This window comes from Sphingobacterium spiritivorum (assembly GCF_016724845.1).
GTDB lineage: Bacteria > Bacteroidota > Bacteroidia > Sphingobacteriales > Sphingobacteriaceae > Sphingobacterium > Sphingobacterium spiritivorum_A.
In genome coordinates this window covers 1,481,193-1,498,968 of record NZ_CP068082.1, presented here as the reverse complement: position 1 = coordinate 1,498,968, position 17,776 = coordinate 1,481,193, and the positions used below count along the sequence as shown (strand labels likewise).

Sequence of the window (17,776 nt, the reverse complement as noted above, 5' to 3'; positions counted from 1 at the left end):
TTGCCTTTTATTATTAAAAAAATATCAGTAGCCTATTTATTATGCAGGCTGTCCAGTTTTTCTTCCCGTTCGATTTCTCTTGAATCCAGCTGGTGCTGACGATAGTTGTCTATTGCAACTTTACTGGCTTTTTGAGAAACTATAATGCCGATAATAGCAATGATCGTCACTATAGATATCCCCCAGACGTATTTTTTCTTGTCTTGTTTGACAAGCCAATACATACAAAAGATATAAGGTACTGCGAAAAACAGATAAAAGATAATGCTGGGCGTATCCATATAAACTAAATTTAAGGTGTATTGCACCTGTTTGCAGACGCAAAATTATCGAAAAATAAGCATTTAAAAAATTTTACGTTTACGGACCGCTGCTGATGACCTGATGTTGACATGCAGTTTCTTATCCTATTTACAAAATCATAATGCTACGATTGCAATTTGTACATGTAAAAATTTCAATTTTAGAATATGGAGAAGTTTGAAAGAGGGGATGGTATGGTCTTGGAAATCAATATATTCTTTGAAAATCATAATTCAGTAAGGTTTTGGATTTTTTTCAAAAAAACGATGCGTTTATTGCATAAAAGAAAAAAATAATTTTATACATTTGCGCAGTCAATAACAAAGACATTTTTTCATTGCATATGAACAGTAAAAAAACAATAACTCAATCGTATTTACAACCTTTTGAAAGGTTTGTGAGCAGGTTGGTTTATGCTTTTTTATATATGGAATGTCCCGTTATTCGCTTCCGACGACCTATACTGCCTCGAGCTTGATAAAGAGGCAGGCTACTTCCAACAAATAAAAGGTTCTTCCTGCTCGAAGATCCGGGTTTCAATTTTTTTTGTTTATTTACTGACAAAACTAACATTTAGTTGTTGTTTTATTATTTGGGGTCGTTTCATTCATGACAATTTCAGATTTTTTAATTATTCCGGCCAAACCAGAACATACACACTATGCAGAGATCATATGTGATGAAATGTTCGAATCTGCGAAAGCTCGCGGTACTGGTATTGCACGTCGTAAACCGGAGTATGTGGCGAACAAGATGACGGAGGGTAAGGCTGTAATTGCATTGCACAGAGATGGCAGATGGGCCGGCTTCTGTTATATTGAGACATGGAGCCATGGTGACTATGTTGCCAATTCAGGTCTTATTGTTAATCCTGAATTTCGTAAAGTGGGACTGGCCAAAGCAATCAAAAAACGTGTCTTTGAATTGTCCCGAGAGAAATATCCGCATGCCAAGATTTTTGGACTGACAACGGGACTGGCCGTGATGAAGATCAATTCGGATCTGGGATATGAGCCCGTAACCTATTCTGAACTGACAACAGATGATGAATTCTGGAAAGGCTGTCAAAGCTGTGTGAACTATGATATACTGGTCAGTAAAGAACGGAAAAACTGTATGTGTACAGCTATGTTGTGGGATCCGGTAGAGAAGGAACGCGAGTTGAAAGAAAAGATACAGCGTAAAATGGAAGCGAAAGAACGTTTGGATCGTATTGCCAAAAAGCAATCCCTATTGAAACGTATTGAAGCGAAATTGTGGAAATCCACAAAAAAAATGGTGATGGCGGTTTTTCCATATCATCGTAAACCTGCAAAAGGATTTTAATTTTTATATTATTGCTGTGCATCTTCACGTTGAAGAATGGAAAGTATATAATTTCAACAATAATGAAAATAAGATTGAGGTACTTCTGACTGTAGTCAAAGGGAAGTCTTTCATCGAAATTTCATATATAATAAAAAGTAAAAAGGACACATGAAAAAAGTAGTTTTAGCATTTAGCGGAGGATTGGATACTTCATTTTGTTGTATTTATCTTACCCGGGATTTAGGTTTGGAAGTTCACTCTGTAATCGTGAATACAGGTGGTTTTTCGGCTGAAGAGTTGGCGACAATTGAGAAGCGCGCATACGAATTAGGCGTTAAGTCACATGCAGTAGTGGATGAAACAGAAAACTACTACCGGGACAGTATCAAATATCTGATCTTCGGCAATGTATTGAAAAATGCTACTTACCCTTTATCCGTTTCAGCAGAACGTGTGTGTCAGGCTACAGCAATTGCTAATTACGCTAAAAAAATCGGAGCAGAATGTGTCGCTCACGGTTCTACAGGAGCCGGAAACGATCAGGTACGTTTTGATATGATCTTTAACACCCTGATTCCTGGTGTGGAGATTATTACACCTATCCGTGATCTTAAGCTAAGCCGCGAAGCCGAAATCGAATACCTGAGCAAACATGGTGTAGAGTATTCTGCTGAAAAAGCTAAGTATTCTATCAATAAAGGTATCTGGGGTACTTCAGTAGGTGGAGCAGAGACATTGACTTCTAATCAGTATCTTCCGGATTCAGCATGGCCTACTCCGGTTACCTCATCTACTCCGCGTCAGGTGACTATCGACTTTGAACACGGCGAGCCTGTAGCACTGGATGGTAACAAGATTGGTGCTGTACGCGTTATTCAGGAACTTCAGGCTATTGCACAGCCTTACGGTATCGGACGTGATATTCACGTAGGTGATACGATCATCGGTATCAAAGGACGTGTTGGTTTTGAAGCAGCAGCTCCTGTTATTCTGATCAAAGCACACCATACTTTAGAAAAACACACGTTAACAAAATGGCAACTGGCATGGAAAGATCAAATAGCAGGTTTCTACGGCAATTATATGCATGAAGGACAGATGCACGATCCTGTGATGCGTGATATCGAAGCCTTCCTTGCAAGTTCACAATCTACAGTCAACGGACGTGTATACATAGAACTGAACCCTTACCGTTTTACAATTCTTGGAATTGATTCTCCGAATGATCTGATGTCTAATAAATTCGGAACGTACGGAGAGATGAACAATGGCTGGACAGGAGACGATGTAAAAGGGTTCTCTAAGATTTTCGGGAATCAGACATTGATCTGGCATAAAGTGAATGCAAAGTAAAAAAGCATAAGACGTTAACGCGAAGCAGAAGTCTGTCGCAATACAAATGAAAGAATGGAAAAGATTAAAGTAGGAATTGTAGGATCTGCAGGATATACGGGCGGAGAGCTTCTTCGGGTATTGATCTATCACCCACATGTAGAGATCGTATTTGCTCAGAGTGCTTCTAACTCGGGAAATAAAATTTACGATGTGCACAATGACCTGTTCGGAGATACCGAACTCGCTTTCTCGTCAGACATCTGCGATAATATAGACGTACTGTTCTTATGTGTTGGACATGGTGATGCACGCAAATTTCTGGATGCCAATATTATTGCGGAGCATGTGCGTATTATTGATTTGTCACAAGACTATCGTCTGCGCGCAAATACTGACTATCAGCACAAACAATTTGTCTACGGGCTACCGGAGTTAAACAGAGATCTGATCAAAACAGCTCATTATATTGCTAATCCGGGCTGTTTTGCTACCAATATCCAACTGGCATTATTACCATTAGCCGGACAGGGATTACTACCGGATCAGATCCATATCAATGCGACTACCGGATCTACCGGTGCGGGACAAAAACCGGGTGCAACGACTCATTTCTCCTGGCGCAATAATAACTTATCTGCTTACAAATCCTTTGAGCATCAGCATTTGCAGGAGATCTCTGAATCACTGGATCAGTTGCAAAACGGATTCTTGCCTATTTCTGATAAAACACTGTTGGATCGTGCCGCAGAAAAGATCAATTTCGTCCCACAAAGAGGAGATTTCACAAGAGGCATTTTTTCCGCTATCTATGTAGAATCTGATCTGAGCGAAGAAGAGGCATATAAGCTGTATGACTTGTATTATGCCGGTCATCCGTTTACACATGTGAGCCGTGCAAATGTAGATCTTAAGCAGGTAGTCAATACGAATAAGAGCATTATTCACCTTGAAAAACACGGGAATAAATTATTAATCCTTAATGTAACCGATAATCTGCTGAAAGGTGCTTCCGGGCAGGCTGTTCAGAATATGAATCTGATGTTTGGACTGGATGAATGTGCCGGTCTCCAACTAAAGAGCGTAGGATTCTAGATATTTTCAAAACTGTAAATACAGAAGAGCGTCTGGCATAAGTCAGACGCTTTTTTATGTACTCGCATTTCTTGTTTTCATAATAAACCTTAATTTTCCTTGTAGTAAAATCATCCGATACCTGTATTTTATCGATAGCGTTACCGATAACGCTACCGGTGTTTTATTTGTCTGTTTAGTCGTTTTTATAGCAAACATCCTCTTTCTTTGAATATCAGATAGCGCTAGCTATTGGAAATATTCACCCAAATTAATAAACAGATTATGATACAATGTAAACCATTTAACTTTGTATTCTTGTTAGGACTCCTGCTGATTTTTTTCTTGTCAAACCCTTCAGGTGTGTTGGCTCAGGAAAATGATACGCAGATAAAAGGAGTGGTCAAAGACGCTTCTACTCAGTCCGTAATTGCAGGAGTATTAGTTAGCAACCAGAAAACCAAACAGCAGACCAGCACAGATGCTTCCGGTGCTTTCAGCATCAAAGCAAATGTAGGAGATGTACTGAGATTCTCCTTTCTAGGCTACGAACATGTCAACGTTCCGGTTACGGCAATAAAATCGATAGAAGTCGCTATGACAGCGAGCAATTCTATGATAGATGAGGTGGTCGTGACAGCACTGGGAATTAAGCGGGAAGTCAAATCCCTGACTTATGCGACTCAGCAATTGTCTGGGTCTGCAGTAAATGATGTGCGTGATAATAGTGGTAACGTAATGAGCAGCCTGACGGGGAAGGTTGCCGGAGCCGTTGTCACTACAGCAGCTACAGGACCGGGAGCTTCGGCCCGTGTCGTGCTTCGCGGAAATAAGTCTATCAGCGGCAATAATAATGCACTGATCGTGATTGATGGAGTTGTTTTTGATAACTCCAGTCAGCAGCAGGCTACCGGAACTACTTATAACTACGGTACAAGTGATGGAGCTGCCAACATCAATCCGGACGATATCGAATCTATCAATATCCTAAAAGGACCTTCTGCAGCAGCTTTGTACGGTAGCCGCGGAGCGAATGGTGCTATTGTCATTACAACAAAGCGCGGAACGGCAGGACGTTATCAGATTGACTATAACGGGAGTGCTTCTTTTGACCAGGTAAATATGCTGACCAAATTTCAGAATGTCTACGGAAGAGGAAACGGAGGCGTGTATGCGGATAATGCTGCAGAGAGCTGGGGGACAAAAGCACAGACCTACCAGAGTAATGTAAGGGACTTTTTTGAGAATTCAGCTACCTTCAATAATACGGTCAGTACCTATGGCGGAACCGAAAAAGTACAGGGATATGTGTCTTATTCTAACAGTAAGATCGGAGGAATTGTACCCGGAAATAAGTTGGGCAAGAACGCTTTGAATCTGAGAGTCAATACCGAACTGATCCCGGGCTTGAAAACGGATGTAAAACTGAATTATCTAAATCAAAAAATAGATAACAGACCTCGTCTTGGAGATGCAGGCACACCTATCGAAGCTTATATTATGCCCAGAGATATGACATCGGATGAACTTGGACAATACGAAACCATCAATCCGGCGAATGGCCAGCCTATACGTAAGTACTGGACGAATTCTTCCATTTATGACAATCCGTACTGGAGTACAAACCGCACTTCTGTAGATGAACAGCGTGACCGTATTACCGCTTTAGGTTCGGTGACTTACGAATTTACAGATCGTATTCGTCTAATGGGAAGAGCCAGTTTTGACAAGTATATCGATAAGACCTATGGTAAATTCTATGACGGTACCGTTTCATTGGGAGATGTACGTAAAGGAGGTAAATATTATGAGACCAACGCCAGATACTGGGAACGTAATCTGGATGTGCTCCTTACAGGTGACCAGGATCTGTCAGAGCAGATTAAACTGAATTTTACGGCAGGAGCGAGTGCACTGACACGTAAATATTCCATAACGCAGGATATGGCCAACGGCTTGTCTATTCCAAATCATTTTTCTTTGACTGCTGCGACCACACCTGAATTTCCGATCGTACAGGATTACGAAAGAAGGCTCAACTCTGTATACGGAAGTCTGCAGTTCGGATTTTTTGATTACCTGTTTCTGGATATGACTGCACGTAACGACTGGTCTTCAACATTAAAATCTCCACATAGCTATTTCTATCCGTCTGTAGGTGTTTCAGCGGTATTCCATGAGGCTCTGAAATTGCCGGAATGGGTAACCTTCGGAAAGGTCAGAGGATCTTATACTATCGTTGGTAATGATGCTGAGCCCTCTTTACTTAGACAGTTATATCTCTTCTCACAGGGAGCCGGACAAGGTTTTATTTCGCGGTCACCAAATAAATCTATTGAAGACCTTAAGCCTGAAAAAACGAAATCTCTGGAAGTGGGTCTGGATATGAAATTCTTTGATAATCGTTTAGGATTTGACTTTACCTATTATAAAGCGAACACAATCAATCAATTGTTGTTTATAGGAATGCCTATGGCCAGTGGATTTAGCCGTCAGTATATTAATGCCGGAGACATCCGCAACAGTGGTATGGAACTGCAACTGAATGCGACACCTGTTCGTAAAGCGAACTTCTCCTGGCAGACAGGAATTAATTTCTCCGCCAATACCAATAAGGTGATTGAGTTGAGCGAAAAGACAAAGCAGGTAAATGTCACGGATAATACAAAATATGCAACAGTCGTGGTTAAAGAGGGAGAACGCTATGGCGATCTGTACGGACATAAATGGAAAGTGGATGCTGCGACAGGTAAGTATGTTGTAGGTGCCAATGGCCTTCCGATCGTAGAAGCCAATAAAAAATTAGGCAATTTTAATCCGGATGCACTAGTAGGATGGAGCAACAGCTTCAGTTATAAAAACTTTCAGTTGAATACCCTTATTGATGCGCGCATCGGAGGTGAAATTGTCTCCGGTACGGCAGCTTATCTGGCCGCTTTCGGAGTCGGTGATTTCACAGAGAATGCACGTGAGGGCGGATTAGTACTGGATGCTGTTACAGAATCCGGTGCAGCCAATACAACAGCCATCACTGCACAGCAACTCTGGACTACGGTGTCCCAAAACGGACGGGATGCATGGGGTGAGTTTTTTACATATGATATGACCAATGTAAGGTTACGTGAAGTAGCACTCTCCTATAAATTCAAATTGAAAGAACAGCATTTTATCAAAAATGCGCAGGTATCAGTGACAGGTAGAAACTTGTTCTTTTTCTACCGTGGTAAATCTACCCTCAATATCCCGGGAATCGGAAAAAGAAACAATCCGATAGATCCTGAGGCAGCATTGGGAGCCGGAAATTATCAAGGTGTTGAACTCGGACTTCCGCCATCGGTAAGAACTTTTGGTATGAATGTAAAACTGACTTTTTAAAGGAGAGAATATCATGATTAAGAGAATATATAAAATATATGTACTGGCAGCCTTAGGTTTAGCTTCATGTACGAAAGATTTTGAGGATATCAACAGAGATCCCAACAAGCTGACAGGAGTCGGACAGCGTGAAATGCCCTTTATGTTTGCAAAAGCGCAGTCGTCTTCGGCACTTAACCGAAGTTTCTATCAAACCGTACAGAATCTGGGCGCAGATCTGTACGCCCAATATTTCGCACTGACCAGCACATCATTTGCTACAGATCGCTATGCATTGGTACCGGATTGGCAAAGACGATTCTGGACAGTTGTATACGTTGATACTGCTCCGCAGCTTAAAAGTATATTAAGTAATGCCGAACCAAATTCGGGAGAAGCGGCTTTGGCTAATATCCTCTGGGTATATGCATTTCACAGACTGACAGATCACTTTGGACCTGTCCCGTATTTTGATGCTGCAGAAGCAAAAGATGTTATTCCATATGATCCTATGGACAAAATCTATGATGATTTTTTTGTTCGACTAACGAAGTCCGTTGCGGATTTAAAAGCTCTGCCTCCCGGAACAAAGGTTTTTGAAGGGTATGAACTTATGTATAACGGGAATACAGATTACTGGGCTAAATTTGCAAATTCACTTCGGCTGCGTCTGGCACTGCGTATCTCTAAAGTCAATCCGGCAAAAGCCAAAGCAGAAGCAGAGGCCGCTATTGCTGCAGGAGTCATGACAGTCAATGATGAAAATGCTTTACTGCTGAAAGCACTTGCTGGGAACGATACAAATGGTTTGTCACAAGTAGCTGCATGGAATGAATTTGCTATGAGTTCTACCATTGCTTCTTATCTTAAAGGATATGAAGATCCGCGATTGTCCATATATTTCCAGCCTTCAGTCCTTACCAATTCATTTAATAGTCTTCGTAATGGCCTCACAGCAACAGATCTGGGTAATCAGCGCAACAGACCTGGCTCCAACTCCAATGTCGGAACGTACTGGGCAACCAAAAAGGCAGATGGTACTTTTGATGGCAATCTGATCAACAAATTTCACATTATGTGTGCAGCAGAGTCTTATTTCCTTCGATCAGAAGGAGCTTTAAATGGTTGGAATATGGGAGGGACAGCACAGGAATTGTATGAACAGGGAATAAAACTGAGTCTCCAGCAGTGGGGTGTCACCGATGCTACGCTGATCAATACGTATGTTTCTTCTGTAAAGACTCCTGCGGCTCCGGGCGATTTTAATAATTCTCCTGCTGTAGCGCAGACTCCGGTAAAATGGTCGACAAGTACAACAGAACAGCGGGAGCAGATCGGTGTACAGAAATGGTTGGCTATCTTCCCGAATGGTATGGAAGCATGGGCCGAATACAGAAGAACAGGATATCCAAAAATGTATGATGTCGTAAAATCTGATAGCCCTGACCTGCCTCAAGGCACATTTATAAAGCGTATGCCTTATCCGCTGACAGAAGAAACCAGTAACCTGGAGGAACTGAACAAAGGGCGGGCACTACTGGGAGGTAAGGATAATGCGGCAACTCGATTATGGTGGGATGTAGATTAAGTACAGGCAGTATAATGCAACACTGTTTTATTGTTTTTATGATAATGTTATTTTCAATGCATACACAAGCTCAAAATTCGATTCCACGTTTGTTTGAATCCGCAAATATACCTGACCCTGTCGCTTTGCCATTGACAACCAAAGCTGCAGAAAAAGCTTGTAGACATTGGAACAGACCGCTGTTGGAAAGAGAAGATGTAATTCATGTAATCCGGGAAAATACCAATTTCAAAATTCAGGAGAACAAAAATGTGCGTTACGAGATCGTAAACTCCCTGGAGCGTCTGGGATTTACAATACAGACTATCCTGTTTGAGAGCAGGGAAGGTGTCTGGGTGCCCGCAAGTCTGTATGTCCCGAAAGGAGAAGGACCATTTCCTGCCGTTGTCAATAGCCACGGACATTGGAAAGACGGAAGGCGTACAGATATAGCGCAGCAAACTGCACAGTTACTGGCCAGCAATGGATATGTATGTCTTAATATGGATGCCTGGGGTGTAGGCGAGCGTGGTTCGGAACATACGCATGAATACCACGGTTCCAATCTCGGAGCCTCTTTGATGAATGTTGGAGAGACCCTGTTAGGGTTGCAATTGTCGGATAACAGGAGAGGAGTAGATCTGTTATGTACGCTTCCTTATGTTGATGCGGACCATATCGGTGCAACAGGGGCGAGTGGTGGAGGTAACCAGACGATGTGGCTGGCTGCGACAGATGACCGTATCAAGGCAGTTGTTCCTGTAGTGAGTGTGGGTACATTCAGATCATATGTCATGAACAGTAACTGTGTATGTGAATTAATGCCAGACGGGCTCACGCATTTAGAAGAAAGTGATGTGCTGGCTGCGGTTGCACCACGTGCATTGAAGATACTTACAGCCATTCAGGATGGGAATGCAGCCTTCGCTCCGCTGCAAATGTTAAAGACCTATAAGCAGATCTCAGGTCGTTTCACGGAAAAGCAGCTGGCGTATGAACTGTTTAATTCCGGACATGATTACAATACGGATATGCAGAGGAGTATGTTAAACTGGTTTGATACACACCTCAAAACCAATACGACAAAAAAACAGGATCTTACTGTTGCACCACTTGTGTCTGTCGAGGACTTATCCGTATTCAAAGGAGATAAAGCATTCCCTTCTATTGTGACGACCAAAGATTATATCAGGGTAGCGGGACAAAATTTGCACAAACAATTAGAAAGTGTACAACATATCGACCGGAAAGAAAAACAGACACAACTCTTCAGTATGCTGTATCCGGGACAAAGAGATATTGTCCTTAGGAGGTATACGTATAACGCGAGCAAAGGCTGGCAACCTCTGCTGTTGGAAACCCGGCAAGCGCAGTTTATTCCCCTGTTCTATCGCCTGCCAAAGAATCAGACTAAAGGATTTAAACTGATTATATCTTCAAAAGGAAAACAGCAGATTGACGCTGTGAAACTGAGTGAACTGGAGCAGCATGGGTATGGTATTATTGTCTTTGATCTCTATGCCGTGGGAGAAAGGTCCTCACAGACAGGCGATCATATTGACGGACAATTACCCAGATTCCATACGGTTTCACGTGCCTCACTCTGGTTTGGAGAACCAATGATGGGCATATGGAGCAATGAGATTGCTATGGTGATCAAAGAGGTACAGCAACTATTCCCCGATCAGCCGATAACTCTTCTGGCAGATAAAGAGGCAGCACTGGCTACACTTTATTACACGGCATTGTCCGATCGGTCTTATTCTGTTGAACTGAATGAAGTACCTATTAGTTATGTATGGGATGAGGGAAAAAATGCTGACGCATTTAATATGGCTGTCCATGTTCCCGGCATCGTTTCTTGGGGAGATCTGCCAATGCTGTTGGCTTTGAGCAATTCAGAATTTCACCTTTCTAATGTAGTTTCTATTACCGGTGAGAAAATAAGTAATGAAGAGTGGGGAACATACCTTTCCTGGCTGAAGATCCTAAAACATAAATTAAATACGAACGGAAAAATTTCACGAAACTAACAACACACATATATGCGTACAGACAGAAGATCATTTTTGAAATTATCAGGGTTGGCCGGGGTCGGCTTGCTCAGTGGCTGTAGTACCGGAACTAACCAGACTACAGAAGCAGATAGCAAACTTGGACATATTCTAAAAGAAGCAGAGAAAGAGTACAGCTCCGGATTTAATATGTCGGGTTATGCAGCACCACGACTTGATGTCGTGAATATCGGATTTATTGGTGTAGGAAACCGAGGGTCAGCTGCGGTGGAACGTATGAGCTATATCGAGGGGGTATCAATAAAAGGAATATGCGATGTAAGAGATGAAAAGGCAAATGAAGCCAAAGCCCGTATAAAAGCAGGCAATCATGAGGCTCAGCTATATACCGGATCGGATGAAGCCTGGAAAAAAATGTGTCAACGGGAAGATATATCCCTTGTTTATATCGCTACACACTGGGCTACACATGCTGAGATGGCTGTATATGCTATGGAACATGGCAAACATGTCGCTCTGGAAATTCCTTCCGCGACCTCGGTGGAAGATTGCTGGAAGCTGGTGATAACATCCGAAAAGACAAAACAGCACTGTGTTATTCTGGAGAACTGCTGCTATGACTTTTTTGAATTGCTTACGCTCAATCTGGCCCGTCAGGGATTCTTTGGAGATATTGTGCATTGCGAAGGAGCCTATATTCATGATATTCTGGATAGTTTTTTTGACGAAAACAAACGCTATGATTTTTGGAGATTAAAGGAGAATGCACAGCGCAACGGAAATCTGTATCCTACACACGGACTGGGTCCGATTTGTCAGGTGTTAAAAGTCAATCGCGGAAACAGGCTTGAATATATGAGTTCGATGTCTTCCAAAGATTTTATGCTGGAGGCCAAAGCCGAAGAAATGGCCAAAACTGATCCTCGGTTTAAAGCTTATGTGGGTAAGCCTTTCCGTGGTAATATGAATATATCCAATATAATGACAGCTTCCGGAAGTACAATTATGCTGCAGCATGATGTCTCCACACCCAGGCCGTACTCCCGTCTGCACCTGATTAGCGGAACTAAAGCATTTGCACAGAAATATCCCTTGCCCGGTAAGATAGCGGTAGGACATGAGGATTTTATGGGTGAAGCAGAAATGAAAAATCTGGAAGATATACATACACCCGGACTGGTTATGAAAATCGGAGAACTGGCAAAAAAGATAGGCGGACATGGAGGGATGGACTTTATGATGGATTGGCGTCTGATTGATTGCCTCAGAAACGGACTTCCGATGGATATGGATGTCTATGATGCGGCGGCATGGAGTGTGATCGGGCCGCTCAGCGAATGGTCTGTTGCAAATAGTTCAAAACCCATTATGATACCTGACTTTACAAGAGGAAACTGGAAGAATAACAAGATACATGATATTGATCTGCATACTGGCGGAACAACAGGCGTATTAAATAACTAAACTACATATAGAAGGAGTAATTGTGAAAATTGAAAAACTAGAAAATCATCAGGATTTGGGCAAACGCGCAGGTCAGATCGGAGCAGAAGCCATTAGACAAGCTATCCGTAAACAGGGATATGCAAACATTATTTTAGCGACAGGACAAAGTCAGTTTGAGACTATTCAGGAATTGGTTCGGGCGGAAGACCTGGACTGGTCCAAAGTGAGAATGTTTCATCTGGATGAATATATCGGATTGCCGGTCACGCATCTGGCAAGTTTTAGAAAATACCTGACGGAGCGGTTTGTCAGTCATGTGCCGGCTCTTGCTGAGGTGGTGCTGATCGACGGCGAGGTCGTACCCGCTGAGGAGGAATGCCAGCGTCTGGCCCGAAAAATAATGGATAACCCTATTGATGTCGCCTTTGTAGGAATCGGAGAGAACGGACATCTGGCTTTTAATGATCCCCCAGCAGATTTTGAAGAAACATCACCTTACATTGTCGTTAATCTGGATAAGCAATGCCGGCAACAGCAGTTGGGAGAAGGATGGTTTCCTTCCCTTGAGGATGTGCCTTTGCAGGCCATCAGTATGTCTATCAGTCAAATTATGAAATCGAAGAAGATTATCTGTGCTGTACCGGATAGTCGAAAAGCACAGGCTGTAAAGGATTGTCTGAGCGGAGAGGTGTCCAATATGCATCCTGCGAGTATTCTGCAGCAGCATCCGGATTGCACCTGTTTTGTGGACAACGGATCAGGAGCATTATTGCCATAAACAGGAACTTATGACTAATAAACCCCTTAATAAAAGAGATACCGCTATTTCAGTCGGCATAATAGGGATGATGTTTTTCATCTTTGGATTTGTGTCCTGGATAAATGCGATACTGATTCCTTATTTTAAGATCGCCTGCGAGCTTACCAATTTTCAGTCGTATCTGGTTGCATTTGCCTTTTATATTTCCTACCTGGTCATGTCTTTGCCTTCTTCTTTATTGCTGAAGAAAATTGGATTTAAAAAGGGAATTATGGTTGGATTCTGGACTATGGCATTAGGCGCATTGATATTTGTACCTGCAGCATACAGTAGAGCTTATCCTGTCTTTTTACTGGGATTATTTACATTAGGAGCCGGCCTTGCTATTTTACAAACGGTAGCAAACCTGTATATCACTGTGGTGGGCAATAAGGAACGTGCCGCACAGCGTATAAGTATCATGGGTATATGTAATAAAGGAGCAGGTATACTTGCTCCTTTAGCCTTTTCGGCGGCGATACTACGTCCGACAGATGGTGAACTCTTCCGGCAGATTCCATTGATGAGCGATGTTGTGCGGGCGGCTGTACTGGACGAGCTGATTATGCGTGTAGTAATACCCTACACCATAGTGGCCTGTGTTCTCTTTATTATTGGAATAGCTGTTCGTTATTCTCCTCTTCCCGAACTGACTTTGGAAGATGATACAGATAATAAAGCAGGGAAGAAAAATATTCTGCAATTTCCACACCTGGTATTAGGAGCTATAGCGATTTTTCTGCACGTAGGGACGCAGGTTATTGCTATTGATACAGTGATCAGCTATGCCGATACCATGGGACTTACGCTTATTGAGGCTAAAGTATTTCCTTCGTATACCCTTACTGCAACTATAATAGGTTACCTTCTAGGGATTGTTGTTATTCCGAGGTTTATCAGCCAGCGTAGTATGCTGAAGATTTGTACCTTGACAGGATTACTGTTGTCTCTGTCTATACATCTTTTTCACGGTCAGGTAGACTGGCTGAATCACCATGTAGATATTTCGATCTGGTTTGTCGTGCTTATCGGTCTGCCAAACGCTTTGATCTGGGCCGGAATATGGCCTCTGGCACTAGACGGGCTTGGTAAATATGCAAAGGAAGGATCAGCCTTACTGATTATGGGTTTGTGTGGAAATGCTATTCTGCCTCTTATCTATGGGGTAGTGGCAGACGTAAGTAATGTGCAGACAGCGTATGCCGTATTGATTCCCTGCTTTTTGTATTTGGTATTTTATGCTTTTATCGGACATAAAATCAAAAACTGGTAGAGTCTCCGGTCGGATGAATACATCCGGCTGTTTTATAACCTTAAAAAAACGAGCGAGATGCAGACAAAAATAATTAATGCAAAGCTGATATTACCGGATCGTATTATTCCCAATGGCTCTCTGCTGATCCGGGAAGGTAAGATTGCAGAGATCCATGAATCTCCTGTAGAATCTGATAACGAAACCGTAATAGATGCGGAAGGAATGTATGTAGCACCCGGATTTATCGATATACATGTTCATGGAGGCGGCGGTTTTGATATAATGGATAATACGGTAGAAGCCTTTCTGAGCGTTGCTGCTACCCATGCAAAATATGGGACTACCGCCATGTTGCCTACAACGCTCACCAGCGAAACTGCTGATTTGATTGATTTGTTCCACGTGTATGAGCAGGCATTGGTTCAAAATAAAGATGGTGCACGTTTTCTCGGACTTCATCTGGAAGGTCCGTACTTTGCTATGAATCAGCGTGGAGCACAGGATCCGCGTTATATCCGAAATCCGGATCCTGCAGAGTATGAACCTATTCTACGAAATTACTATCATCTTATAGCCCGATGGAGCGCAGCGCCGGAATTGCCCGGAGCATTGATGTTTGGAAAAAAAGTACGGGAAAAGGACATTTTGCTTGCATTAGCTCATACAGATGCAGTATATGCAGAAATTGTAGAAGGATTGGAATCGGGATACAATCTGGCTACTCATCTTTATTCCGGAATGTCCGGTATGACCCGTAAGAATGCGTACAGATATGCAGGTACGATAGAAAGCTGCCTTTTGCTGGACGAGATCCATGTAGAAATCATTGCAGACGGTGTACACCTTCCGGCTCCGTTTCTACAGTTGATCCATAAGACAAAAGGTACCGAACGTATTACATTGATAACCGATGCAATGCGAGCAGCAGGAATGCCTGAAGGCAAAAGTGTATTAGGAAGTTTGCGAAATGGTTTGGAAGTGATTGTAGAAGATGGTGTAGCTAAGTTGCCGGATCGCTCTTCTTTTGCCGGAAGTGTGGCTACTATGGACAGACTGATCCGTACGATGTTGAGTGAAACTTCAGTAAGCCTGCAGGAAGTGATCCGTATGGTCAGTATCAACCCTGCCCGTCTGATAAAAAGAGATCAGGAGATAGGATCAATAGCGATAGGTAAGGATGCTGATCTGGTGCTTTTTGATGAAGAGATTAGTATCCACAGAACCATTATTCAGGGCAGGTCTGTTTACGAAAAGAAGAAATAGTCCTTCTACTGTAAACTTACTGAATCCCGGACAATCAGTCTTCCGGGCAAAATGACATCTTTAGATTCATAATTCCGGTTTTTAATATGTTTGATAAGCAGTTCACAGCTTCTCTTTCCAATTTCAAAAGCCGGTTCTTCTATAGTGGTAAGATTAGGTTCCACAACACTGGCAATCGGATCGTTCGTAAATCCAATAACACCAACTTCAGCCCCCACCTGTATATGATGTTGTTTTAATGTGAGAATTGCTCCTACAGCTTTGCGGTCGTTCACAGCAAAGATCGCATCGGGTCTTTGCGTTAGTGCCAGTAGCTTTTCGGTGTCTTCAGATCCATTATTCTGCGAAAAACCGGAGTGTATAATATAATCAGATCGTACAGGAAGTCTGTGCTGTTCCAATGCCTTGAGATAGCCGTTCAGACGTTGTTGGGTGAATTTTAGTTCTTTAGGTCCGGCAATATGAGCAATCCTGCTATATCCGTGTTTTATAAGATAATTCGTAGCATCATAAGCGCCCTGAAAATCATCCTGCAATACTTTTGAAGCTGTACTATTCATAGGAGCACGGTCAAAGAATACGATGGGCACACCATCATTTCTGAGTCGTTCAAAGTGGTCTTCCAGAAGCGAATCTGAGGAGATAGAAATCAGAAGGCCATCCAGACTTGTTATAGCCAGATTTTCCAGAAGATCGCGTTCCCGTTCAGCATGATCATTCGTTACATAAAGGATAACATTGTACCCAGATTCATACGCCTGCTCCTGTATACCAGATATAACTGTTGAAAAGTAATAGTTCGTGATAAAGGGGATCACAATCCCGATATTCTTGGTGCTGCCTGATGCAAGAGCTGCAGCATTTTTATTTGGTTTGAAATTAAGTTCCTTTGCAAGTTCCAGAACCCGGTTTCGGGTTTCAGGATTTACGTCATAGGTATCTCGGAGTGCTCGAGAAACAGTGGAGACAGATATATTAAGGATGTCTGCGATTTCTTTAATACCAATATTCTTTTTCATGACCGGTTTACTAAATTCTAATATAACAAAACATCTTTAATTTATAGAGGCTCCTAAAGATTAAGAAATCAGAATAATGATATTCTTTGCCGGACAAAGGAAAGGATATACAAAAACAGGGTTGTATCGATTATTCAATACAACCCCGTTTCATTTATAGAAAAATTAAATTCTACTTTTCTAACAATTTGATATCTCTTTCGATAGATACATTGTCACCTGTTACGGCTTTACCATCTTTATCGACCAATGTCAGTTTGATCTTGGCATCACCCAAAGGAAGACCTTTGATCTCGTATGGTGTCCACTGGTCTAATGTGAAATCCTGTCCGTTTACACTGGCGACAACTTTATTGCCATCAGCTGCCAACGTTGTATTCACTACATAAAAATCTAACAACAGATTTTTAGTGTCTTCACCTTTATATTCTCCTTTAGGTCGACTGTAAAATAGGGAGGCCTCTTTTGGAGTTGGAAGTTCCGTAATCTTTCCTGTATTATCGACCTTGAATTTTACCAATTTGTAAGCATCAGCTGATTTGATAGACTCATGATAGGAACGTGAAAGGAACGAAAGCAGATAATGCTCAGAATTAAGCGCTACTGTTACCGAATTTTCAGGTTTATATAATGCTGCATAGGGTTTGTTATCCAAAATAAAATGAATATGTTGCCCTTCATGCGAATTGGCCATATGATCTGCATGTTCGTGAGCAGTCTGTTCAGTAAGTTTGAAATTTTCTACCGCGTATTTAACAGTTATTTTTGCAGAATCAGCTCCTGCTTTTTCAGATGTAAGAGATGCGATTTTTAAGGTAGCACCCGGAAATTCTTTAGAATGACCTACAGGAGTGACAGTAACTGCAGCTGTCTTTGACGTATCTGACATAGATGTAGAATCACTGCTGTCTCCGCCTGTAGTCTTTGCCGGATTATTACACGAAACTATAGTTGCTCCTACAGCAACAATAGCCAATGTCGATTTCCAAGATTGTTTTTTCATCTTAATAAATTTATAATTAATGATTACGATAAACTAAT

General features: G+C 42.1%; 13 protein-coding genes. 10 read left to right on the top strand and 3 right to left on the bottom strand.

Annotation, left to right across the window (positions count from 1 at the left end):
- Positions 1-32: 32 nt before the first annotated feature.
- Positions 33-281: a hypothetical protein gene (locus I6J03_RS06180; protein WP_002997325.1), complete on the bottom strand. Its 249-nt coding sequence runs from the start codon at positions 279-281 to the stop codon at positions 33-35.
- Between the two features lie 631 nt (positions 282-912).
- Between I6J03_RS06180 and I6J03_RS06175 the strand changes: the two genes are divergently transcribed.
- The 10 genes from I6J03_RS06175 (at position 913) to nagA (ending at position 15,716) form a co-directional block, all read left to right on the top strand.
- On the top strand, positions 913-1,629 hold the full coding sequence (locus tag I6J03_RS06175) for a GNAT family N-acetyltransferase (RefSeq protein WP_002997320.1): 717 nt from the start codon (positions 913-915) through the stop codon (positions 1,627-1,629).
- Between the two features lie 150 nt (positions 1,630-1,779).
- Positions 1,780-2,964: an argininosuccinate synthase gene (gene argG, locus I6J03_RS06170; protein ID WP_003008371.1), complete on the top strand. Its 1,185-nt coding sequence runs from the start codon at positions 1,780-1,782 to the stop codon at positions 2,962-2,964.
- 54 nt (positions 2,965-3,018) lie between these two features.
- A complete protein-coding gene (argC, locus tag I6J03_RS06165; protein ID WP_003008368.1) occupies positions 3,019-4,038 on the top strand; it encodes an N-acetyl-gamma-glutamyl-phosphate reductase in 1,020 nt (339 codons plus the stop codon).
- A gap of 264 nt (positions 4,039-4,302) precedes the next feature.
- Positions 4,303-7,392 carry a SusC/RagA family TonB-linked outer membrane protein gene (locus tag I6J03_RS06160; RefSeq protein WP_003008365.1) on the top strand — a complete coding sequence of 1,030 codons (3,090 nt, stop codon included), beginning with the start codon at positions 4,303-4,305 and terminating at the stop codon, positions 7,390-7,392.
- 13 nt (positions 7,393-7,405) lie between these two features.
- Entirely contained in the window at positions 7,406-8,959 is a 1,554-nt protein-coding gene (locus tag I6J03_RS06155; RefSeq protein ID WP_003008362.1) for a SusD/RagB family nutrient-binding outer membrane lipoprotein, read from the top strand.
- 56 nt (positions 8,960-9,015) lie between these two features.
- Positions 9,016-10,971: an alpha/beta hydrolase family protein gene (locus tag I6J03_RS06150; RefSeq protein ID WP_232279741.1), complete on the top strand. Its 1,956-nt coding sequence runs from the start codon at positions 9,016-9,018 to the stop codon at positions 10,969-10,971.
- Between the two features lie 12 nt (positions 10,972-10,983).
- Positions 10,984-12,417: a Gfo/Idh/MocA family protein gene (locus I6J03_RS06145; RefSeq protein ID WP_003008358.1), complete on the top strand. Its 1,434-nt coding sequence runs from the start codon at positions 10,984-10,986 to the stop codon at positions 12,415-12,417.
- Between the two features lie 22 nt (positions 12,418-12,439).
- A complete protein-coding gene (locus I6J03_RS06140; protein ID WP_003008355.1) occupies positions 12,440-13,177 on the top strand; it encodes a glucosamine-6-phosphate deaminase in 738 nt (245 codons plus the stop codon).
- A 10-nt stretch (positions 13,178-13,187) separates the two neighbouring features.
- Positions 13,188-14,471: a sugar MFS transporter gene (locus I6J03_RS06135; protein ID WP_003008351.1), complete on the top strand. Its 1,284-nt coding sequence runs from the start codon at positions 13,188-13,190 to the stop codon at positions 14,469-14,471.
- A gap of 57 nt (positions 14,472-14,528) precedes the next feature.
- Entirely contained in the window at positions 14,529-15,716 is a 1,188-nt protein-coding gene (gene nagA, locus I6J03_RS06130; RefSeq protein ID WP_003008348.1) for an N-acetylglucosamine-6-phosphate deacetylase, read from the top strand.
- Between the two features lie 5 nt (positions 15,717-15,721).
- Here nagA and I6J03_RS06125 read toward each other — a convergent pair whose 3' ends face one another.
- Together I6J03_RS06125 and I6J03_RS06120 are read right to left on the bottom strand one after the other, a co-directional pair.
- Positions 15,722-16,735 carry a LacI family DNA-binding transcriptional regulator gene (locus I6J03_RS06125; protein ID WP_003008345.1) on the bottom strand — a complete coding sequence of 338 codons (1,014 nt, stop codon included), beginning with the start codon at positions 16,733-16,735 and terminating at the stop codon, positions 15,722-15,724.
- A 172-nt stretch (positions 16,736-16,907) separates the two neighbouring features.
- Positions 16,908-17,738: a hypothetical protein gene (locus I6J03_RS06120; protein WP_003008341.1), complete on the bottom strand. Its 831-nt coding sequence runs from the start codon at positions 17,736-17,738 to the stop codon at positions 16,908-16,910.
- Positions 17,739-17,776: the final 38 nt, after the last annotated feature.